Source organism: Aliiruegeria haliotis (assembly GCF_003003255.1).
Lineage (GTDB): Bacteria > Pseudomonadota > Alphaproteobacteria > Rhodobacterales > Rhodobacteraceae > Tropicimonas > Tropicimonas haliotis.
The window spans coordinates 1089187-1111335 of record NZ_PVTD01000001.1 but is presented as its reverse complement, the minus strand read 5'-3'; the positions used below and the strand labels follow the sequence as shown (position 1 = coordinate 1111335).

Here is a 22149-nt window from a genome sequence, read left to right as displayed (position 1 = left end):
CATGTCCGGTGCTTTCCGCATGTGACGTTCGCCCCGCCAACCTTCGTACCGTAGGCGATCAGGCCCTCGCAGGGCCGCGGTTTGCCTGCCACGCAGATCAGCCCTTCAACGTTGCCTTCCCTTGGCCGCACCCGCCCGTGTCGGAGGAGCGTCCTCGGAGGCGCTGAACGCTCGATTGGCGCGCCGGGTGCACGGATTGCAACCGGCGCGGCACCCTTCCCGGGCGGAAATGGTGGCTGTCGCAGGTTGGGGTGCCGGGGCGGCTACCTGCGCGGACCACCGCCACGCATGCCACCGCCGGGCCGTCCACCAGCGGGCCTTCCGCCGCTGGGGCGGGACCGTTGCGGGGTGACGTTTCTGGGCGCCGATTTCTGAATGGACCGCTGGTTGGCCTTGTGCCGCGCCTGGCTGTCGCGCTGGACGTTGGCCGGGGCTCTTTGCTGCGTTTGCGGGCGCGCCTGCTGCGTGCGTGCCGGCGCCTTTTCACCCGGTGTCGCCGCAGGCCTGTTCACCTGCGGCAGGTATGCCGGTTTCTTCGGTGCCGTGTTCCCGGTTGCAGGGCGATTTGCACCTGCGGCGGGTAGTCCGGCCCGCGATCCGGCAGGCCGGTTCTTCAACGCTCCGGCTGCTGCGCCGGCGGCCCCTGCGGCGGCCGCGCGATCTTTCAAGTCAGACGCCCTTTCCGATCCCCGGATATCCCCGCGTTCGGGTGGCGCGACGCCGTTCCAGCCGCTGCCATCCCACTTCTGCCACGTGTCTCCGGACTTGCGGTAGACGCTTCCGTCGTTGCCTGCGAGGACATTTCCCCGCCGACCAGAGACAGCAAATCCGGTTCCCTTCGTGCTATCCCACTTCACGCCGCGGCCGTCGCCTGTCGATCCGCCCGCGACCCTTCCGGCATCGGGTCCTTTCCGGACGACAGCCGACCCCCAACTGCCGTAGGCGCCGCTGCCGCCACGGGCCACGACGCCCGCTCTGTTCGCCGGAGCGCCCGCGGCCACGAAACCACGTTGACCGTTCTCGCCCCAGGCCTTCGCACCGCGCGCATAGCTCCCGTTGGAGGGGTTGTAGACAGACGCCGCCGCCAGCCCGCGATAGGGCCCGTAGCCATACCCATATCGGCCGAATGCGCCGCGCGCGGGGTTGTAGTAGGCGCGCGTCCCATAGGTGACCGGGCGCGGGTAGTAGACCGGAACGCGGTAGTAGCGGTTATAGGGCCTGTAGCGCCAGCCGGTGCCATGGACCAGAACGCCCCATGCCAGGAACGACCACCAGTAGCCGGGCCGGTAACGATAGTAGATACGCGTGGGGCTGCTCTCGTAGATCCGGACATAGGTGGTGTTGTAGGCCGGGGACGTCGGCGGAATGTCGTAGATCTTCTCCGGGACGTTCTCTGCAATTTCCCATGGACCTTCCGCCGAGGTCGATGTGAACCACACGCCATCGAGGATCAGGAAATAGTCGTCGCCAACCCGAATCACCTGGGAGTCCGTATTGGCGGCAAGCATCATGTCGGTTCCCTCGATCGGCTCGAAGACCGGTTCACCGTCATAGATGACTGTCGGCATTTCAACCATGTCGCGGCTCACCTCGACGACTTCCGGTATGGACGCCCGCAGCCGTGCTTCCCTGGCCTCCGATGTATCCGGGACCGAAGCGCGGACAGAATAGTAGGGAACGTCGTCGGGAATGGCCCGGAAGTCCGCCGGGAGATCCGCCGTTGCGAAAGCCCAGGGCCCTTCCAGAGATGGCGCACTGAACCACCGGCCAGAGACGAGGTAGTAGAAGACGCCGGTTGATTTGAGCCGGAATACATCCGATTCCGCGTTCGACAGCCATTCCAGGTCACCACCGGGCACATCTTCGAAAACGGGCGGGCCATCGGTGTTGATCAACTCGGCCGGGGCGTCGGAGTAGAACACCTGTGGCGCGTCCCCATCGTACGGGGTGCCAGGCATTGCAGCCTTCGCGTCGTCCCACGATCCGTCCTCCGGCAGCGCGGAAAGAGCCTCCGGCAGCGCATCGGCGGTCTTCCACGGTCCGGTGACATCGGGAGCCGTCAGCCAATGTGTCTCGTCGCGCAGGTAGAGTTGTCCGGCGTCCCGGAAAAGGTCCCAGTTCGTGTTCACGACAAATTCCGCCGTCGAGGTGCCGCCGACAGGGGCAAAGACCGGTTCTCCGTCGGTCATCAGAAGCCGTGCCGGGCCGTCGGACACGAAGATCGCGGGGGCGTCACTGGCCAGCCCACCCACGTCTTCCTGATCGCCGATATCTGCCAGTTTCGCCGCGACGCGCTCGGTCGGAACGAGGATTTCGCCCGTCGGAAGAAGGTCCCCGACATCGGCGGACAGCGCTGTCACCGCATCGCGACCCAGGGTGCCGAAGTCCATGCGCGAGATGGTCGGATCTGTCATCGAGACGACTTCCGGATCATCGGTCCGGCGCAGATTCACGGTCAGGCCGAGCACGCCGAAGACGGGTTCGGCCTCTGCCGACTGGTAGTATTCCGCCGCCACCAGCGCCTCCAGGGTCTCCACCTTGTCCCACTCGGAATACTGGGGTTCGTGCAAGACAATGATACCGTTGCCGGACAGGTCGAAGGCACGCGGCCAGCCCATGTCGCCGTCCGCTTCGGCAAGCTGTAGGTACTTGCCACTGGCGAATCCGGTCTCACCGTCGAAATCGACGGCACACCAGCTTCCGGAATCGTTGCAGTCGGACAGCTCGACCCTGCTTCCTTCAGGGATCGTTCCGATGGTCCCGTAGGAGGTGCCGGGGCCGGAGCGGAAATTGACGGTCGCAGTGGTGATCGCGGGCTGCGACAGCGCCGTCGTGGTTGTCAGCACGACAATCATCCCGGAGGCAACAAGTCTCTGCACAAAATGTCCTTTCTGGCGGGGTCGGGCGGCGCGCATCGCTGTCGCAATGCTGTAGCACCGGAGGCGAGGTGTGCCCGGGAGTTTAGGGGAGACATGCGACATCGCAAAGCGATCTCGCACCGGACCGTTCGTACAGCACCGGCCACGCTCCGACGTTCCTTCTCTAGCTGGCTGGTGGGTGCTAGAAGCGAAACCTGAAACAGCGTCGGCGCATCGACCGCGGCCCACTGGTGGCACATTTGCCCGACGTGCCGCCAAGAGGACCCCCGCCAGAGGGCCAGTCCGACCGACTATCCCTGCCTTTACAAGACCGATGCCGGAGGTGCCGACGGGCAGGGCGGTTCGCCAGTTGGCTAAGGGTGCGATCTGGGGTTCGTGCGGTCGAAGGGAGACCGAATGCGCCGAGCGGGGATATAGCTATCGAGAAAGACACCGCAGGCGTGCTCCGGTTGTCAGCGGCGAAGATACGGCACATCGCCCGGCAATCCCGTCTGGAAGGACGGCGTTGCCGGGCGAAGTTCAGGTCGATGGGAGACCTGCCCGCGATCAGGCTGGTTCGAGGAACACCGCTTCGAGCATGTCTTCCGAAACCGCCCCCGGCGCCCCGATCGCCACGAGACGGGTTTCGGGAGCGCGCTCGCCCCAGGGCTCATCACTGGCGATGTCGATGCGCTTGCCGACAACCTGCACGACGATCCGATGGTCGGGATCTTCTTCGCTGTAGACGAAGCCTTTCACGCGATAGACTTCCCCCGGCAGGCGCTTGATGGCCTCGCGCAGCCCGGCCAGCGGGACGGGGCGATCCGACCGCAACATCGTGGTCGAGAAATGTGCCGCGTGGTCGTGCCCGTCGGCATGCCCGTGCGTGTGATCATGCTCCAGGCAGCCGCAGCCCGGACCGTGTTCGTGATGATCGGGCACCTCCGCGTCGAGTTGCTCGGCTGCGAAACGTCCAACCGACAGCAGGATGTCCAGCGGAACGTCGGCATCCACGGCCTCCACCAGGCGGTAGCGACGGAAACGGGACTTCAACCAGTCGTGTACCTTCTGGACGGTTTCCCGCTCCACCAGGTCGACCTTGTTCAGGATCACCATGTCCGAGAACGCGATCTGGCGCAGCTTGAGTTCCATCTGCTCGGGCGCGGCGAACACCTGTTCGGCATCGACGAGGCACATGATACTGTCGAGCCGGATCGTGTCCCGGAACCGCTGGTCGGTGAACGTCATGGCGATGGAGGATGGATCGGACACACCGCTTGCCTCCAGCAGGATGTACTCCGGCCGCTCGGGGCGCTGCAGAACCTCCTCGACCGTTTCGATGAGGTCATCGCGGATCGAGCAACAGACACAGCCATTGGCCAGGCTCATGACGTCGTCCTCGACGCCGACCACGAGGTCGGCATCGACGTTGATGGAGCCGAAATCGTTGACCAGAACCGCGACGCGAAGGCCGTGGTTGCCGGTCAGGATCCGGTTCAGAAGGGTTGTCTTACCGGCCCCGAGGAAGCCGGTAAGGATGGTGACGGGAACGGCTGTCGCCGAGCCAAATTCGATCATGCGATCACTCCGCCCTTACTTGTCGTCGTCGGTCTGGATGATATCCGACACCTTGACCGTGAAATCATTGGGCCAGTCGCCATCCGGGGCACGGAACACGTCGGACGGATAGTATTCCTTCGGGTCGATCTCCATGTCGCGATAGGCTTGGTCCTGTTGCTCCTCGCGGGTCCTGCGCGGGTTGGGCAGAACGATTTCGTCCGGCAGCTCGATCCGGCCCGCCTTGGCGGCAGCGGCGAGTTCGCGGAACGGGGGCACCTGCCCGGACTTGCCCGGAAGCGCGGCCTTGCGGTACCAGATCGCCTCCTTGGTCACGTTCACCACGGCCACGTCGATGCCCCATTGGAACAGGCCATCCCAGTGGGCGCGGATACCGGCGAGCATTTCGGCGTCGATGTCGTCGTCCTGGGTGAAGTGGGTCACCATGCCGAGCCGCGGCTTGGCATCGGCGAAGAGCTTGCCGACGGCGTAATGCGACGTGTGGTGGGTGTCGATCGTGTAGTTGAAGAGTTGCTGCGGGATGCCGTACTTGTAGGTCATCAGCTGGCCGATATCCTGACCCGACATTTCCGTCACGAAGACGTCCGCACCCTTGCCGTATTCGCGGCTGAGTTCGTCGGGACGACCGTCGCCGGTCCAGACGAAGCTGAGACCGTTCCAGTCGAGACGGTAGCCCACCGCGCCGTCCTTGGCGTGGCTGCGCGGCCAGGAGCGGACCACGACACCGTCCTCGTCATAGACAATGCCACCTTCCTTGCGGAAATCGAACTCGTTGACCTCGATCTCGTAGCCGTCGCCGATTGGGAACACGTCAAAAGCTTCGAGATGCCATTTCAACATCTGCTTCATGCCGTCGACCATGCCCTGCGTGCCAAGCTCCGGCGTGCGGCCGGAGGGGCCATGGATGCGAAGCGGGGTATAGCCGCCTGCCCAGGCCCGGAACGGATAGAGGTAGGGGATGTCGGCGTAGTGGTCGACATGCAGGTGGGTGACGAAGATGTCGTTTATGAGCTGAGCGGGCACCTGCATGGAGATGATGTTGCGCAGGCTGCCGGAGCCAAAATCGAAGAAGAACCGTTTGCCGTTGCCAAGCTCGACCATGATGCAGGTGCCGGCCTGATCCTCACGTGGCGGGAAGGGCGTTGACCCGCAGAAGGAGATCCGCATCTCGTCCGGCCCCAGCTCTTCGCTGAGCGGGAAGTAGTTGGCGTTGGACCCGGTCATGTATTTCGTCGGGCGGAAATACTCTGGCAGGGAGATGCCGCCGGCGGGCCGGCCACCATAGGGGTTCTTCAGGGCCTCGCCCAACGGGCCGTCGGCGGGGTGGGCTTCGGCCGTTCCCGCACCAAGTCCAACTGCCCCGGCGGCAACGGCACCGGCGCCGGCACCGGCGCCCTTCAGGAGATCGCGGCGGGAGGGATCCTGCGGTCCGTCGGCTTCGGCGTTCGTTGGGGTAGGGTGTTGGGGGTCGTCTCGATGATCATTGGTCATTCGAGTGTCCTCTGCTGGTTCTGGTGTCCTGTCAGGCGTCGAGCGTGTCGTTCAAGTTCGCCGACGAGTTCCTTGCGTATCTCTGCCCATTCGGCGCGAATCTCGGCATTGAGCGTTTCATCGTCCTCGCTTGCCCGGGCCAGCTCGTAGTCGCACAGCGCTTCCCTGAGCGACGGGTGGTCCTCCGCATGCGCGAGGATGACCCCGGCGAGATCGGGCAAATCGTGACGAAGGATCAACGTTGACTCTCAACTGGTGGTTTCTACCGTCTGGATATGTTCAATCCTAAGCCGTGTCGGTCGGTTCGACGACGTAAGCTGGGGTAAGCTGGGGGTGAGTTGGACGTGCGCGGACCAACGGAAGCAATTGAAAACACGGAAAGTTCGTCCGGTTTCACCGACCGCGTAAGGCTGGCTTTGGCGAAGGTCGTGCAAAGCGAGGCCTTTGCCGCCTCACCCCGCTTGCAACAGTTCCTGACTTTTATCGTCGAAGAAGCCTTGTCCGGGCACGGAGACCGAATTCGGGGCAAGGCGATTGCCGTCGAGGTGTACGGGCGTCGGTTGGATGGTGACGATGGAGCGAGTGGCCTGAATCTTGTCCGGGTCGAAGCCCGGCGCCTGCGCCGCTTGCTGGCGGAATACTACGAAGGCGAGGGGGCGGAGGAGGATATCCGGATTCAGGTCCCGGCCGGGGGATACAGACCGAAACTGACGGAGGGGCACGCCCCGCCCCCGCAGCCTGAAACCACGCCCTCGGAAATCGCCGTTGAGGACGCGCCGGGTGCGCGGAAATGGAGGGGCGTGGGAGTTGCCGTGGTCCTGCTTCTCGTTGCGGCGGTCGCGGGTGTGAGCTTTCTCTCGCGCCCGGCAGGGACGCCGTCGGACGGGTTCGGCCCGACCGTAGAAACCGCCGCGCGTGACCTGCCTGTTCCGCGCCTTCAGGCCGTCAACCTGACGGATCAGGCGCGCGGGATGCTTTTCCCCGCCTTCGAATTGAAACGTCAGGCCTTGGCACTGCAGTTGTTTCGGCACGCCATCGAGTTGGATCCGACCTATTCCGGTGGCTACGCGGGGGCCGCCCAGACGCTCGCAACGCTCGCGATTCTGACGCCCGACCCCGGGGTGCGGGAGGAGCGCCTGTCGCAAGCGGAGGCCTATGCGACCCGGGCGATGGAAACCGCGCGGGCGGACGGGTGGGCAAACGCGTCTTCTGCATGGGTACAAGCCGCCGCTGGCAATCGGGACGCCGCGATGGGGTTGGCACGGACAGCAATCGACCTTTCGCCAGCAGACGGTCATGTTCTGGATGTTGTCGGTATGGTGTCTCTCGTGAGCGGAGCGCCCGAACTGGCAGCGGAAGTGTCTGATCCGAAACGGGAACGGACGGGAGAGGGTCGGTTCGGAGCGCGGAACATCTGGGGCGTTTCGCAATATGTGCTGGGAAACTACCGGGAGAGCGTCGACGCCTTCTCCGGTGCCGCTGCCGCGGGCGATCCTGTCAGCCCGCCATCGCTGGTGTTCCAGGCCGCGGCGCATGACAAGTTGGGTGAGACGGAAGAGGCGCGGCGCCTCGTCGTCGAGTTGCGGGAAACCTGGCCAGACTTCCCCGCACAGTTCCTCATTTCGCAAACACTTGCCTCGAATCCCGATGTCGGCGACGACATTCTGGAGGTGCTTTCCCGGCATGGCTTCCGCGCGGAGCCCAGCCCGTTGGGCGGCAACTAGATCACGCCTCCCCGCGTCGCAGGCTGGGATTTTGGCGTCGGGCTTCTGCCCTTGCCGGCGCCGCTCAGTCGCTTTTCCAATGCAGTCTTTGGGTGGATCGAAGGGCTTCCGTGGGGTTGCGGCCTTGGCAATGGATCGGCCCGGCTGGGCGCCTCGGCATCGGTCGGTACGGAGGTCCCCGGCGACAAAAGCTGAGGGAAGCTGGGGGCACCTGACGACCTCGCCGGCAATCACAGACACAGCCGCAGTGCCGTCTGCGTACACAGCAATTGGCCTTTGCGCGCGCCACCACTCAAATGCTGCCCAAGGCGAGTGGTATGGCCGCGGCTACCATACTTTGCTGGGCATTGGGGCGTCCCTTGGGCAGGGATGCGCTTTGAACAGAAATTGATCGGAGGGCTTGGGCGAGACATCGGCGCAACTGGCAAGGGCCTTTCGCCGTATCGGCGTGTGATCGGCATGGCGCTTGTGCAGCCCCGGCGGAACGGTCGGCTGGACCGCGAACCGCGCAATGTCCGCACAAAGCCCCTACAGGTCGGCGGCACTGCATGGCCCGCCTCAGAGGAACGGTTGTCCGGTCATTGTGAACGTCGTTGGCACTTCTGTCTGACGGTGGCTGTGCCGGAAATTGCCGAGCCGTGTCCCGGCAACAGGGATCCCCTACGCAGTCGCGCCTTCGGGCGACGGCCTATTCGGCCGCAGCTGCAGCCTGTGTAACCGGTTCCAGCGCGGCATCGAGGACGTCCAGACCCGCGCCCGACCGCGTGGCGCCCTCGCTGAGAGCCCGCCGCCAGCCCCGCGCCCCGGGGCGACCGGCGAAGAGCCCCAGCATGTGGCGCGTGACCTGGTGCAGACGTCCGCCATCGGCGAGGTGGCGCGCGATGTAGGGCCGCATTTCGTCCACGACATCGAAAACCGTCCGGCCACTCGGTGCGGCGCCGAAGATCCGCGCGTCGGCCTCCATCAGGATGTCGGCCGGCTGGTGGTAGGCGGCCCGACCGATCATCACCCCGTCCATCCCCGCGGCGAGTTGCTCCTCCGCGGCATCGAGCGTGGCGAGCCCACCATTGATCGACAGGTGCATTTCCGGGAACCCGACCTTCAGCCCCTGCACCAGCGGGTAGTCCAGCGGCGGGATGTCCCGGTTCTCCTTCGGGCTCAACCCCTGAAGCCAGGCCTTGCGCGCGTGGATCGTCATGCGCCGAACCCCGGCGGACTGCATCCGGGCCACGAATGCGGGCAGGACGACCTCCGGGTCTTGCTCGTCGACGCCGATGCGGCACTTCACCGTCACCGGGATCCGCACCCGCGCCATCATTGCCGCGACGCATTCGGCCACCAAGTCCGGCTTCTCCATCAGCACCGCGCCGAAGAAGCCCGACTGCACCCTGTCCGAGGGGCATCCGACATTGAGGTTGACCTCGTCGTAGCCTTCCTCCTCGGCCATGCGCGCGGCCGCAGCAAGCTCCTCCGGATCGGAACCACCAAGTTGCAGCGCCACCGGGTGTTCCGCCGCATCGAAGGCCAGCAGGTGGCGGGCGCCGCCGCGGACGAGGGCAGGGGCGGTCACCATCTCGGTATACAGCAGCGTTTGCCGCGACATCAGCCGGTGAAACACCCGGCAGTGACGGTCGGTCCAGTCCATCATCGGCGCCACGGACAGACGGGCGGCGCGGGCGATGGCATCCGTGTCGTCGGGTGTTCCGTCAGGGGCTTGGGTGTCGGGCTGGGTCATCTGTGGCATCTGGGATCGAAATGGGCGCTGCGCTACCGTCGAAGGCGAAGCCGGTCGCATAGCACAGGGCTATCATGAAAGCCAATGACCGGGATCGGGGCTCCACGCGCCATATCGCTGGCCTGCACAGGGATGGTCACCCCGGTGCGGACTAGCCATTCTGCAACGCCCCCGAAAAGTTGCTCGGGAGCACGACCATTCGCCCGGCGATGGGTCTTGTTCCATTGAACCCGGGCGCGAGTTTCTGACATTGCGTCCCCTCGACACTTCCTTCACCCAGGCGGTAACAGGGTCAGGGCCAGCGACCTGCCCACGCCGTCCGGACACGGGCCGCGCCGCGATCAGGGAAGGCGTGGTTGGCCGGTCTGAGATGGTCTCAGCCCTCCGGGCCGTACCAGATCGCTGATGTGTAGGCCCGCTCCTGATGGCTGGTCTGGGCTTCGGCGGGGATCTCCACGCCGAAACGCACCTTGTCGTAGACCACCCAACGCGGGGTCGGGATCTCCAGAACGCGTGCGTAGTAAAATGCGGCTTCTCCGGCGTCGAAATCCGGGTCGGTCCAGACCGTCATCAGCTCCGGCGCTCCGATGGTGTTGGTGAAGCTCGCGGCGTCGAGGTCCACCGTGTTGCCCACCGCCGGCAGTTTGCCATCGGCATCGGGCTCGCGGCCCTGGGACCACGCGACATCATAGACAGCTTCATGCAGATCCCCGGCCGCATCCATCCAGCCCTTCACGATCTGGATCCGGTCGAGATTGGCCCCGACGGGATCGCGGAGCGCGTAGACCATGAAGGTCGGTGCCTCTGCGCCATCAGGGGCTGCACGCAGGTCGCCGCCCATCGGGACGCCGCGCTCATAGCCCGCGAAGGCCGGTTGGCGCGACCGCAGATCGGTTTCGGAATAGTCCCATCCCCCGAAGAACCGCACCATCATGCGTGGGCCGGTGGTGGCGTAGGTCTCCTTGCGGGCCATGGCGTCCCAGAGCGCCTTGCGGCTGTTCTCCTCCGCCCAGACGCCGGTGTAGCCCGAGGCCACAAGCTCGTAGCCCTCGAAGGTTCCCTTGTCGGTCTTGGTGAACGGATGTTGCATCCGGGTCGGGCTGGGCTCGGCATTGGTCGCCTTGCCGAAATAGTTGTCACTGTCTGCCGTGGTCAGCGATGTGTGGCTGTCTGTCGATCCGACAGCGCCGAACTTGTAGGGGTTCACGCCGAGCTTCTTCTCCAGCGCGAGGCCTTGCTTGAGCGCTTCCCGGGCGTATTCGCGTTTCAGCATGTCCTCGGTCTTGGCTTCCGTAAGGTCGAGGTTGCCAACATCCCAGGTCTCGTAGTCCGCGAACTCGTCCTCCGGGCTCAGGACCGGGTGGGTTTCTCCGTCGCCCTTGATCTGGGTGAACTCGTAGAGCGGCTCCCACTTGTGCCGCAAACGGGAGTAATTCTCGTCGATCGGAGCGCCGGTGTATTGCTGCTCGGTCGGGAACATCAATCCGTTGGAGAGGTTGCCGTTGTGGGAAAGCGACAGCACCTTGCCGCCGGTCTTGGACTCGTACTCCTCCAGCCATTGATAGAGGTCCAACGGGTCCGTCGAGCCCACCGGCGGCTGCGTGACCATGGGTTCGACCATCAGCGCCCGGTCGGCGTTGTCGCGCAAGACGACATTGCGGTGCAGGTTGTTGCCCTTCACCAGAGACGTCCATTCGTAGCCGATGAAGGCGGTGAAGACGCCCGGCTCGTTGTATTCTTCCGCCTTCTGAACCACGGTCTCCCAGACCGTGGCATAGATCGCTGATCCCGGCGAGTATTGCGCCATCAGGTCGGGGTCGATGGCCCCTTGCGAAAACGTGGTGATCAGGTCGAGCGCGGCGGCGGCGCTGGCCTCGCCTCCCTCCGAGAGCCCTTCGGCCCAACGGCGCGATTGCTCGAACTCCATGACGTTGGGTTTCTGATCCTTGAGGTCGAAGATCAGCCCCATGCCGTCGGAATGGTCCGTCAACACCATCCAGTCCAGCGGCCGTGCAAGGCGCGCCGGCTGACCGGAGGCCGCCATGACCTCTTCGCCACGGGCAAACTTGTAGGCTGTGTCGTGACCGGTGGTGTTGCCAAAGAGGCCGGCATCCATCGAGTAGCCCGTGTGAAGGTGGGTGTCCCCCCAGTAGACTTTCGAGGGAAAGCCGCGTTCGGCGTAGGGCGAATAGGCCTTCCCTGGATAAAGCCCGCTCAGCGATTCCGGGCTCGGGTGGATCTGGGCTGCGGCGGAACCGGCAACAAGGACCAAACAGGCAGCAGTTGAGGCGCGCGTAAACATGTCGGACTCCCAAAATCTGTGTGAAACGGATGCCCCGGATTGGTCATCCCCCTGGTGTAATTGCCTCAGCCTACCGCGACTCGGCTCGTTTCTCATCTGTTTTGTCGGCAGTGTGGATCTGGCGGCTGGCAGGGCGAGTGCCAGTCAAACCGAGGCGCGTGGTTTCGCGGTAGATCGGCGCTTGGGTTGGCGCTGTTCCACAGGGGCAGAGAAACAAGTTCGTGCCCGAAGCGGAGCACATGGCGAGACGCTGTCTCCGACGTACGGGCATGCGGCAACGCTTGCGTTCCCGGGCTCGGCCAAAAGGGGCACTGCTGCCTGTAAACCTTGGCGATGCCAGTAGTGGTTCCTCTGCCGGTGACAGACACCTCTCTGCTGGCCGCAGGGAAACAACATTGGACCCTTGCCTGTTGCCGGGGCAGGAAGTAAACCCACCGCCAGTGCCGGTATAGCTCAGCTGGTAGAGCATCTGATTTGTAATCAGGGGGTCGGGGGTTCAAGTCCCTCTGCCGGCACCACGATCTACATAATGCAAAAATATCAATGCGATACGTTGCGTTTTTGAAGTGTGATTCCGGCAAGCTTTCGCGGTGGAAGCGACGAGATTGCGCACTTCGATCCCGTATAAGGGAGTCTTCGTATCGTATCCCGGCCCGTATGTGCTCTCGGTGCGTGCCAACAAGCACTGTTCCGATGCGCGCGAAGACCAGCCAAATTTCGGTCCCACATGGCCCCGTGCTATTGGTCCGCCTGAACATGGAAAAGCCGTGTCGCAGGCCCTTTGCCATTCAATAGTCGCCGAGTGCAGGCTGTTTTGGACAGTGGTCGATCCTCTGCAGATCACGTGCCAGCTGCCGCCTTCACATTGGGGCGCGGCGGGGTAGGTCCGCGTTTACTTGAGCCCTGAAACGAATTGCGCCGACGAGCCCGAACCGCCCACCACGCCCATTACGGCCTGACCCGAGATCGTGATGCCGGACGCGCGTATGGTCTCGTTCGGCGGAATCCGCTCGCCGTCCGCGCTGCAACCGGCCAGGAGCGACAGTAACCCGAACGGGATCAGCAATCCTCGAATCATTCCAAACCCTTCCTTCCAGAAGGTGACTTGCACATTCGGTCCCCACGAGGGCAAGCCGAAATGGCCTTTCGGGTTTGTCGACCAGCGAACAGCGGATGTGCGGGCGATGCAATGTTGGTCGAACGGGAGGTCGGCGATCTGTCAGGGTCGTCACTGAAGCGCGTGCGCAATTGGCCGTGACCGGTAATACTGTGACCGGGCGCATACCGTCGCGTGCGCCCTGCGATCCGCGTGCGATTGACGTGGTGGGTCGGAACGGCCGCTATCCACTGATCCCACGGCTTGCGAGAGTCTGTTCCAATTCATGGATCGTCGCTCTCAACGCGAAATCATCTATCCGGACAAACCCCTCGCCACCACGTTGGGTGTCGACGATGGTCACCATGACAACGAACAGGAATCCGGAAAACACAAATGTCCGCCAGGTGAGCTTGCGGCCAACCATCCCGGATCTGTTTCCAAGCAGGAACAGGGATACCAGTGCTGCGGCGAGCAACATGGACTGCGTGATATCCGACACGGGGTTCGACAATGCCTTGAGCCGGAAGAGATGTGCGTCGATGGCATCGTTCATTGCGCTGGCAACAAAGGTCTTGATTGGGTTTGGTGTCGGATCCCGCGTTGCTTCCAGGGTGAGCGGCCAAAGTTTCGCCTGAGCCTCAAGGGTCCGGACAATGAAGGCGCGCGCATTCTCCTCGTTGTTGATCTGCCCATTGCCGGGAAAAATCCTGGTCTTGGCATACTCAAGGATCGATTTCTGAAGTTCGGTGCGCCCGGGATCGGGAAGGTAGTCGGCCCGGAGAAAGACGGTTCCCAGCGACGCAGCTTCCTCGACCATCGCGGACTTGCGTTCGTTCGTAAGCCCAAGGGCATTTCCGAAGCTGAAGGCGAGCAACAGACCGAGGAGAGCAAGGATCGCCCCCAGCGTTGCCTCGCCCACCACGGCATCGACTTTCTGCCCTTGTGCAAGGAGCGACTTTCGACGCGCCGCTCCGGTGAAATAGCCCACGATCGCTGCCGTGGGCAGGGCGAGCAGAAGTAGAAAGGCGACCCAGTGAATCGACAGGATCGGCATGGTGATCTCGGTATACAGCGATGCTGTGGTCGTGGCGTCCATCGGTTTGCTCTCCGGTCCTGATGGTCATCGGGCGTCCCCATAGACGATATCCACATGCAGCATCTGCTGACAAACCCCGATTTTTGCACGGGATTGCGCGAGCTTTGGCTGCGGGGGCGGCCTGATCCGGGCGGAAAGTGGCGATGCGATGATCGGGATCGGGTTCGGCCGCAGCGAAAAAAGGGGCAGCGTGTGTGGCAAGCGGATGGGCGGGCAGGGAGGCCTGACGCGCGTGGATCGCTCCGGGGTCACGCCCCAGCGCTTCCAGCCGGACGCAACCCGGCCTGGCGACCGCGACCCGTGTTGCGATGGCTGGGGGTCCGCAAGCCACAAGCGATCCGTCTGCCATTGCAGCCCGCGTGGACCTTTCCGTTGACTGTGGACACGACCCGCCTGGCAGTTTGCGGATCGTTCGGGCGAAGCGCCCAGACAACGCATTCCGGGCATTGCGCGGCAGACATGGGTGGCGGGAAGGATTTGCCGGGATTGGCAGGGGATCGCCGCAGGCAATTGCGCCTCGTCCGGAGGGCGAGCCTTATCCCGCCAATCGTTGGCTCAAATAGACCGAGGCAAGCGCGGGCGTGGCGATTTTCACATAGTCGGGTTCGGGGATGTTGACGCCAAGGCGCTCATGCAGCGCCGCCACGAGGTTGAGAACATCCATCGAATCCAGTTCGAGGTCAGCCTGTATGTGATCGCCATCCGCGATCGAGCCGGGATCCAGGTCCGGCGCCACCTTCACCAGTTCTTCAAGGAAAGCAATTCTGGCGTCTTCACGTGTCATAGGGCCTCCGGGTGTTGCAGTGCTGTTTCGATCTCTGCGAGAAAACGGTTGGCTTGGCGGCCATCGCTGACCCGGTGATCGGCCGAAAGGGTAAACGTGGCCAGCCGTCTCGGAACCACCGTCCCGTCCAACACCCACGGCCGAAGCTTCGGTGCGCCGATGCCTAGCAGGGCCACCTGTGGTGGGAAGATGATGCCGCTCATGGCGTCGGCGCCTGTCTCGCCGAGGCTGGACACGGTCAGCGTGCCGGTAGTCAGTTCCGAGGAACGCAGGCGCATGGCGCGGGCGCGCGAGACGAGATCTTTCATGGCTGCCATCAGCGCAGGCAGCGGCAGCCGGTCCGCATCCGGGATCGCAGGTGCGACAAGGCCGCCGCCACGAAGGGCCACGGCGACGCCCAGGTTGACGCCCGGTGCCGGGCGGAACCCGTCCGCCTCGTAGTGTCCGTTCATCTCCTTCACATTTGCGGCTGCCACGGCGGCGGCCTTCATGAACAGCGTGCCCAGCAGGATGCGCTCACCGGGGGGGACATCGGCGTTGCGGGCCGCAAGCCAGTCCGAGGCGGTATGAATGTCGATGGTCTGGGCGAGCTGGAAATGCGGGATCTCGCGCTTGGAGCGCTGCATGGCCGCTGCAATCGCCTTGCGCATCTGCGCCATCGCATCGCTGGTGGCGGCGGGCCGTGGCGTGCCTTTGGTGGTCCCACCCGTGGCCGCCGCCTCCACGTCGGCCAACAGGATCGCGCCGTCGGGGCCGCGTCCGGTCACTCCGGCGAGATCCAGGCCGCATTCTGCCGCCCGGTGCCGCGCCGCAGGCGAGGCGGCGATCCCGAAGCCGGTGGGTACTGGCGCCGTCGTGTCCGGGCGCGGTGGCGGTGCGGACATTTCAGGCGCAACCGCCGCGCACGAGGGTGTGTCCGGTATTGGCGCCGCCGGGGCAGACGGCGGCGCCTCTCCGTCGGACAGGATCGTTGCGAGTTGCGCGCCGACGGGCAATCTGGCGCCCAACTCCACGTCCAGGGAATGCACGATCCCGTCCTCGAAGATCTCGATCTCGATGGCGCCTTTCTGGGTTTCCACAACGGCCACGATGTCGCCCCGCGTCACACGATCTCCCGGGCGAACCAGCCATTCGACCAGCGTACCGGCCTCCATGTCGGCGCCCAACGACGGCATCTGGAAAATGCTCATGACGCCCCCCGCCCAAGCGTGGCCCTGGCCGCCGCAACGATCTGTGGAACCTGCGGGATCGCCGCCTGTTCGAGATGGGCCGGGTAGGGGATCGGCACTTCAGCCGCGCAGACCCGTCCAACCGGCGCATCCATGTGCCAGAAGACCTGTTCATGGATCCGCGCCGCGATCTCTGCCGAGAGCGAGCCGCTTTTCCAGCCTTCGTCCACGATGACCGCGCGACGGGTGCGGGCGAGCGAGGCGATGATCGTTGCATCGTCCAGCGGGCGGAGCACGCGAAGGTCGATGACCTCGGCCTCTATGCCATCGCGGGCCAGCGTCCCGGCTGCGTCCATCACCTTGTGCAGCGAACCGCCATAGGTGATGAGCGTGACGTCATCTCCCTTGCGCCGCACGGCCGCCCGGGTGATGTCGACGGGTCCGGCATTCACATCGAGATGGCCGGTGCGGTTGTAGAGCATGACATTCTCGAAGATCAGCACCGGATCGGGATCTTCCAGCGCGGTCCAGAGCATCCCCCGGGCATCTTCCAGCGTCGCGGGGGCAAGGACCCTGAGACCCGGGATATGGGCGAACCAGCCCTCCAGGCTGTGCGAATGCTGCGCGGCGAGTTGCTTGCCCGCGCCCGTCGCCATCCGGATCACCACGGGAACACCGAACTGGCCACCCGACATGTGGCGGAGCGTGGCGGCGGTGTTGAGGATCTGGTCGAGGGCCAGCAGCGAGAAGTTCACTGTCATCACCTCGACAATCGGCCGCATGCCGGCGGCCGCTGCGCCGATTCCGGCGCCGGTGAAACCGGATTCCGACAGCGGCGTGTCGCGTATGCGATCCTCGCCAAACTCGTCGATCAACCCTTTGGAGACGGCGTAGCAGCCGCCATAGGCGCCGACATCCTCGCCCATCAGGAAAACACGATCGTCGCGCTGGAGCGCATCGCGAATGCCCTGTTTCACGGCCTCCCGGTAGGTGACCTCTTCCGTCCGGCCAGCCGGAGCGGTCGGCAATGGATCGGGCTGCGCGGTTGCCACGGTGTGCTTCAGCAGATCTTCCACAGGCTCCCAGGTGCCCGCCTCCGCAAAGTCGACCGCCTCGGCGATCTCGGCATCGGCGGCCGCCTCGATGCGGACGATATCCTCCGCATGCAGCAACCCGTTTTCCAGCAACCAGTCCTGGAAGCGGACGATAGGGCCGCGGTTTCGCCATTCGGCGACCTCCGCCTTGCTGCGATAGAGCTGTGCGTCGAACATCGAATGCGGGCGGAAGCGGTAGGTCTGGCATTCGAGGAACACCGGTTTGCCGGTCTCCCGGATGTGCCGGATGGCGGAGCGTGCAGCGACCTCCACCGCGACCACATCCATCCCGTCCACCCGGCGACTCTCGATCCCGTAGGCACTGGCCTTCTGGTGGATGTCGGTTTCTGAATCATAGCGGTCGATGGCGGTGCCCATGGCATAGCCATTGTTCTCGCAGACAAAGAGCACGGGCAGGTCCCACAGCGCGGCGAGGTTCAGTGCCTCGTGGAACTCGCCCTCGGCTGCCGCGCCATCGCCAAAGAAACAGGCGGTGACGTGAGATTGTTCGCGCATCCTGTCGGCCAGCGCGATGCCGGTGGCCAGCGGCAGCCCGCCGCCGACAATGGCGTTGCCCCCATAGAAGTTGGTGTCCTTGTCGAAGATATGCATCGACCCGCCGCGGCCGCCGGAGCACCCCTCCGCCTTGCCGTACATCTCTGCCATGACGGTGGTCATCGGCACACCGCGCGCAAGGGCCTGCCCATGTTCACGATAGGTGGCGACGATCTTGTCATCGCGGCCAAGGACCGGAATCACCCCGGCGGCAATCGCCTCCTCACCGTCATAGAGATGCAGGAAGCCGCGGATTTTCTGCTGCTGGTAGAGTTCGGCACATTTGTCCTCGAACTTCCGAATTCTGATCATTCCCGTCAGAAGCGACAGGACGTGGTCTCGCGTCAGGCGCGGTTTGTCCATAACCGTCATGTCTCGTCAGTCTCCAGGGTTGAGATGTCTCCCTCCGGCAACCCGAGTTCGCGCGCCTTCAGGAGGCGGCGCATGATCTTGCCGGAGCGGGTCTTGGGCAGGGTCTTGCGAAAGACGATCTCCCGCGGGGCGACGGCGGCGCCGAGCCGTTTCCGGGCGTGGCCACGGATCGCACGTTCAAGCGCCCCGGTCGCTTCGAAGCCCGGATTGAGCACCACGTAGGCCTTGATGACCTCGCCCGCGGTGTCGTCCGGCACGCCGATGACGCCGGCCTCTGCAACTGCCTCGTGTTCGATCAATGCGCTTTCGACCTCGAACGGGCCCACGAGGTGGCCGGAGGACTTGATAAGGTCGTCGGCACGTCCGACGAACCAGTAGTAGCCGTCCTTGTCCCGCATCGCGAGATCGCCAGAGAGGTACCAGCCATCGACGAAACACCTGTCGTAGCGGGCCTGCTCGTGCAGATAGCTTCGCATCATCGAGGGCCAGTCGGGCCTGAGGGCCAGTTCGCCGATATCACCGTCGCCCAGTTCGGTCACGCCGGCGGCCGACCGTGCGACGATCCCGGCGCGGATGCCCGGCATCGGCTTGCCCATGGAGCCCGGCCGCACGTCCTGTGCCGCCAGGTTGGCGATCATGATGCCGCCGGTTTCGGTCTGCCACCAATTGTCGTGAAACGGCTTGCCGAAAACGCGGTTCGACCAGACCACGGCCTCCGGGTTCAGCGGCTCTCCGACCGATGCGAGAAAGCGCAGGGCCGAGAAGTCGCGGGACTTCGCTGCGGCGTCGCCCGCCCGCATCATCATCCGGATAGCGGTGGGGGCGGTGTACCAGACCTCCACCCGTTCGCGCTCAAGTGTGGAATACCAGCGGTCGAGGTCGAACTCCGCCTCGTCGACGATCATCGTCACCCGGTTCACCAGCGGCGCGATGATCCCGTAGGAGGTGCCGGTCACCCAGCCCGGGTCGGCGGTGCACCAGTAGATCGTACCGGGGGTCAGCTCCAGTGCGTAACGACCTGAAATCGCGTGATACATGACCGCCTTGTGCACATGCACAGCCCCCTTCGGGCGGCCGGTTGTGCCAGAGGTAAAGTGGATCAGCGCGGGGTCCTCGGGCAGCGTCTGCGCGGCGTCGAAAACCGTCTCGGACGCCGCCATTGCCGGACCGAGGGCAAGGCAGCCTTCCGGTGCCGCGTCGCCGAGGATCAGGACCAGCTTCAGGGTCGGCATCTCTGCCCGCCAGTTCGCGATCTTTCGGCGATAGAGCGTTTCGGTCGTCACCAGAACCCGCGCCGATCCGATCTCCATCCGGGTGCGGATCGGCTCCGGCCCGAAGGCGGAAAAGAGCGGTGTGAAGACCAGTCCCGCCTTCAGCGTGCCAAGGGCAGCGACGTAGAGGTCGGGCACCCGTCCCATCAGGCCGAACACGCTGTCGCCGGCCGCAAGGCCCTGTGCCTTCAGCACGTTGGCAAAGCGCGACGTCCGTTCGGCCAGATCGGCATAGGTGATATCCTCGCGGGTGCCGGTCTTGCCCAGCCAGCGTATGGCGACCTGCTCTCCGTAGCCCGCGCCTACATGGCGATCGACGGCCTCGTGGGCGATGTTCAGCCCACCGTCCGGCAAGCCGTCAAGCAACGCCTCCGCAAGGTCCCAGGTGAATGTCCTGCGTGTCTCATCCGGATCGGGAAGAGACACACCTCGAGTCCCTCCGGACTCTTTCCGGATCGTACCAAGCATGGCGGATTCCTCCCATTCTTATTTTCGCATCTGTTGCCCCTGCGCGCCATGACCCACGTCAACGCCAGACGTCCGAAAGTGGGCAATCATGACGCATCGGCCGCGGAAGGTGGCTGCACCCCGCGGCGAGACCGAAGGTTCTGCCGGAGGCCGGGATGCGTGAGTGCTATGCCCTGGATGACCCGCGCCTGCTGCTGGAGAACTTCCTGGCGGCGGGCTGGCGGGTTATTGCGCCGGTTCTCAGCGAGGGTGCGCTGGTGCCCGATGTGGTGCAGGACGCAGATGACCTGCCACGCGGCATCCTGGACAGCCAGGCGCCCGGTCACTACCGGCTGGAGGAGGGGGCCACGCGGCGCTGGTTCGATGCGGTTGTCGGTCCGCGCGGCTGGAAACACTGGCTGCACCCTCCCGAGCGCCGGCTCTGGAGGGCGTTGCGCAATGAAGACGGGTTCGAGATCCGCCCGGAGGTGGAGGACTGGCCGCCCACGATCTTTTTCGGCGTGCGTGCCTGTGACCTTGCCGCGATCGCGCGTCAGGCAGAGGTATTCCGCCGCGCAGCTGATCCCGCCCATGCAACCCGGGTATCGGCCACGCGGATCGTTGCGGTCAATTGTGGGCGCAGCGCCCGGACCTGTTTCTGCGTATCCACCGCGACCGGCCCGCGCGCGGAGGACGGTTTCGACCTTGCCCTGACGGAGACGGACGAAGGAATGCTTGTCGAGGTGGGGACCGACGCGGGCGCGTCACTGCTGGAGGGACTTGGACTTCGCCGCGCGTCCGATCACATGCGCGCGCGCGCAAGGGCGCGCATCGCGGAAGCCGCCGCCAGCCAGACACGCGCCCTGCCGAAGGACGTTGCAAAGCGGTTGCCAGAGGCGGCGGAATCGCCGCGCTGGGAGGCCATCGCGAAACGGTGCCTGCATTGCACCAATTGCACCGCTGTCTGCCCGACCTGTTTCTGCACGGATATCGTCGACCGCACCGACCTCTCCGACCAGAGGGCGGAGCGTTGGGAACGGTGGGACAGCTGTTTCACGCCAGGTTTCTCCGAAGTGCACGGCGGGCCAGTCCGGTCGAGCGGTGCCGCGCGCTATCGGCAGTGGATGACGCACAAGCTGTCCGGCTGGCACCAGCAGTTCGGGACCTCGGGCTGCACCGGGTGCGGGCGCTGCATCACATGGTGTCCGGCGGGGATCGACCTCGTTGCCGAGGCCCGGGCATTGACTGAGGGGGACTAGACGATGGACGTTCAGAGCATACCGGAACTGCTGGCGGATCACCTGATCCTTGGGCGCTTCGATGCGGGATCGATCGAAACGCTGGCCGGTTGCGCCCGCAACTTCCATTTCGGAGCGGGCGAGCTGATCCAGAAGGAAGGAGCGCCGGCGGAGCTGGTCTATGTACTGCGCAAGGGCGATGTGGCGATCGAGATCTCGGCCGCCCATATCAGCCCGACGGTGGTCGAGACGGTTCACGGCGGCGATATCCTTGGCTGGGGGTGGTTGATCCCGCCCTACAGAACCCTGTTCGACGCCCGCGCCCTGACGGAGGTCAGCTGCGTCGGCCTCGATGCGGCCTGCCTGCGCGGGAAATGCGACGACGACCCGATGCTGGGCTACCAGCTTTTCAAGTACTGGCTGCCGCATCTGGCGGCACGGTTCCGGGCGCAAAGGCTTCAGGTGGCGGATCTCTATGGTGGCGAGGGTGCCTGAAACGGCCCGGATACCCTCGGCCCTGTTGCCCATGCGGGCCCGTGTGGCGCACCGTCGGCAGGGGCCGGACGACGTTGCGACCCTGTCGCTCTGCCCGGTCGATGGCCGGTTGGCGCCCTTCCGGCCGGGGCAGTTCAACATGCTCTACGCATTCGGGGTCGGTGAAATCGCGATCTCGATCTCCGGTGATCCGGGCAACGCGGACAGCCTGCTGCACACGATACGGGATGTCGGGGCTGTGTCTCATGCGCTGTGCCAGTTGCAACCGGGAGATATGCTGGGCCTTCGCGGTCCCTTTGGGAAACCATGGCCCGTGGATGCGCAGGCGGGCAGGGACCTGCTGATCGTCGCGGGCGGGCTTGGCCTTGCCCCGCTGCGACCAGCCATCCTGCAGGCGCTGGCCATGCCAGAGAGGTTCCGGTCCATAATTCTGGTGGTTGGCGCACGAAGCCCAACGGACCTGCTCTATCCGGAGCAGCTTCGGGATTGGGCGGGCGAGCCCGCGCTCGCGCTTTCGGTGACAGTGGACCGTGCCACGCCGGGCTGGTCCGGCATGGTTGGGGTCGTCACCACGCGTCTGGCGCGGGCCCTGGACAGGTGTGATCCGGCCAATGTCAGCGCGCTAGTCTGTGGGCCGGAAGTGATGATGCGGCACTGCTGCCTTGCACTGGAGGATATGGGCGTGCCGCCGGATGCGCAGTGGATCAGCATGGAGCGCAACATGAAATGCGCCACCGGAAGCTGCGGACATTGCCAGTTCGGTGCCGATTTCGTCTGCCGCGACGGGCCGGTGTTCCGGTGGGACCGGGTCGCCGCGCGGCTCAGGATACGGGGGATCTGA

16 protein-coding genes and 1 tRNA gene are annotated in these 22149 nt (G+C 64.8%); 5 read left to right on the top strand and 12 right to left on the bottom strand.

Features of this window, described 5'->3' with window-relative positions:
- Window positions 1-263 precede the first annotated feature (263 nt).
- The 4 genes from CLV78_RS04955 to CLV78_RS04940 all read right to left on the bottom strand — a co-directional run bounded on the left by CLV78_RS04955 (window position 264) and on the right by CLV78_RS04940 (window position 6166).
- Complete coding sequence (locus CLV78_RS04955; RefSeq protein WP_158263428.1) at window positions 264-2879, bottom strand: SH3 domain-containing protein; 2616 nt, start codon at window positions 2877-2879, stop codon at window positions 264-266.
- Window positions 2880-3425: 546 nt separating this feature from the next.
- Window positions 3426-4436: a CobW family GTP-binding protein gene (locus CLV78_RS04950; protein ID WP_106203609.1), complete on the bottom strand. Its 1011-nt coding sequence runs from the start codon at window positions 4434-4436 to the stop codon at window positions 3426-3428.
- A gap of 15 nt (window positions 4437-4451) precedes the next feature.
- Complete coding sequence (gntH, locus tag CLV78_RS04945; RefSeq protein ID WP_106203608.1) at window positions 4452-5927, bottom strand: guanitoxin biosynthesis MBL fold metallo-hydrolase GntH; 1476 nt, start codon at window positions 5925-5927, stop codon at window positions 4452-4454.
- The gene (locus CLV78_RS04940) at window positions 5924-6166 is read right to left on the bottom strand and encodes a hypothetical protein (protein ID WP_106203607.1); all 243 of its coding nucleotides are present in this window, start codon (window positions 6164-6166) and stop codon (window positions 5924-5926) included. The genes gntH and CLV78_RS04940 overlap by 4 nt, the downstream gene beginning before the upstream one ends.
- A gap of 105 nt (window positions 6167-6271) precedes the next feature.
- On the opposite strand from CLV78_RS04940, the gene CLV78_RS04935 reads away from it, so the two are divergent.
- Window positions 6272-7651 (top strand): tetratricopeptide repeat protein, encoded by a 1380-nt coding sequence (locus tag CLV78_RS04935; RefSeq protein WP_106203606.1) that lies wholly within the window; start codon window positions 6272-6274, stop codon window positions 7649-7651.
- A 688-nt stretch (window positions 7652-8339) separates the two neighbouring features.
- On the opposite strand, the gene dusA is transcribed toward CLV78_RS04935, so the two are convergent.
- Complete coding sequence (gene dusA, locus CLV78_RS04930; protein WP_106203605.1) at window positions 8340-9386, bottom strand: tRNA dihydrouridine(20/20a) synthase DusA; 1047 nt, start codon at window positions 9384-9386, stop codon at window positions 8340-8342.
- A 376-nt stretch (window positions 9387-9762) separates the two neighbouring features.
- Window positions 9763-11688 carry a DUF3604 domain-containing protein gene (locus CLV78_RS04925; RefSeq protein ID WP_106203604.1) on the bottom strand — a complete coding sequence of 642 codons (1926 nt, stop codon included), beginning with the start codon at window positions 11686-11688 and terminating at the stop codon, window positions 9763-9765.
- Window positions 11689-12130: 442 nt separating this feature from the next.
- Here CLV78_RS04925 and CLV78_RS04920 point away from each other — a divergent pair.
- Window positions 12131-12206: transfer RNA gene (locus CLV78_RS04920), tRNA-Thr, on the top strand.
- 374 nt (window positions 12207-12580) lie between these two features.
- On the opposite strand, the gene CLV78_RS04915 is transcribed toward CLV78_RS04920, so the two are convergent.
- The 6 genes from CLV78_RS04915 to acsA all read right to left on the bottom strand — a co-directional run bounded on the left by CLV78_RS04915 (window position 12581) and on the right by acsA (window position 19596).
- Window positions 12581-12766 carry an argininosuccinate lyase gene (locus CLV78_RS04915; RefSeq protein ID WP_106203603.1) on the bottom strand — a complete coding sequence of 62 codons (186 nt, stop codon included), beginning with the start codon at window positions 12764-12766 and terminating at the stop codon, window positions 12581-12583.
- 262 nt (window positions 12767-13028) lie between these two features.
- Window positions 13029-13883 carry a hypothetical protein gene (locus CLV78_RS04910; protein WP_106203602.1) on the bottom strand — a complete coding sequence of 285 codons (855 nt, stop codon included), beginning with the start codon at window positions 13881-13883 and terminating at the stop codon, window positions 13029-13031.
- A gap of 535 nt (window positions 13884-14418) precedes the next feature.
- Window positions 14419-14667 carry an acyl carrier protein gene (locus tag CLV78_RS04905; protein ID WP_106203601.1) on the bottom strand — a complete coding sequence of 83 codons (249 nt, stop codon included), beginning with the start codon at window positions 14665-14667 and terminating at the stop codon, window positions 14419-14421.
- The gene (locus CLV78_RS04900; RefSeq protein WP_106203600.1) at window positions 14664-15857 is read right to left on the bottom strand and encodes a dihydrolipoamide acetyltransferase family protein; all 1194 of its coding nucleotides are present in this window, start codon (window positions 15855-15857) and stop codon (window positions 14664-14666) included. Before CLV78_RS04900 ends, CLV78_RS04905 begins: the two co-directional genes overlap by 4 nt.
- Window positions 15854-17857: a pyruvate dehydrogenase (acetyl-transferring) E1 component subunit alpha gene (gene pdhA / locus CLV78_RS04895; RefSeq protein ID WP_245924833.1), complete on the bottom strand. Its 2004-nt coding sequence runs from the start codon at window positions 17855-17857 to the stop codon at window positions 15854-15856. Before pdhA ends, CLV78_RS04900 begins: the two co-directional genes overlap by 4 nt.
- Window positions 17854-19596: an acetate--CoA ligase gene (gene acsA / locus CLV78_RS04890; RefSeq protein WP_106203599.1), complete on the bottom strand. Its 1743-nt coding sequence runs from the start codon at window positions 19594-19596 to the stop codon at window positions 17854-17856. Before acsA ends, pdhA begins: the two co-directional genes overlap by 4 nt.
- 155 nt (window positions 19597-19751) lie before the next feature.
- Here acsA and CLV78_RS04885 point away from each other — a divergent pair, with 155 nt between their 5' ends.
- From CLV78_RS04885 to CLV78_RS04875, 3 genes are read left to right on the top strand one after another with little or no spacing between them, the layout of a single operon-like run.
- Entirely contained in the window at window positions 19752-20834 is a 1083-nt protein-coding gene (locus CLV78_RS04885) for a 4Fe-4S dicluster domain-containing protein (RefSeq protein WP_106203598.1), read from the top strand.
- A 3-nt stretch (window positions 20835-20837) separates the two neighbouring features.
- Complete coding sequence (locus CLV78_RS04880; protein WP_106203597.1) at window positions 20838-21308, top strand: cyclic nucleotide-binding domain-containing protein; 471 nt, start codon at window positions 20838-20840, stop codon at window positions 21306-21308.
- Window positions 21301-22149, top strand: coding sequence for an FAD/NAD(P)-binding protein (locus CLV78_RS04875; protein WP_245924832.1), 849 nt, complete (start codon window positions 21301-21303; stop codon window positions 22147-22149). Before CLV78_RS04880 ends, CLV78_RS04875 begins: the two co-directional genes overlap by 8 nt.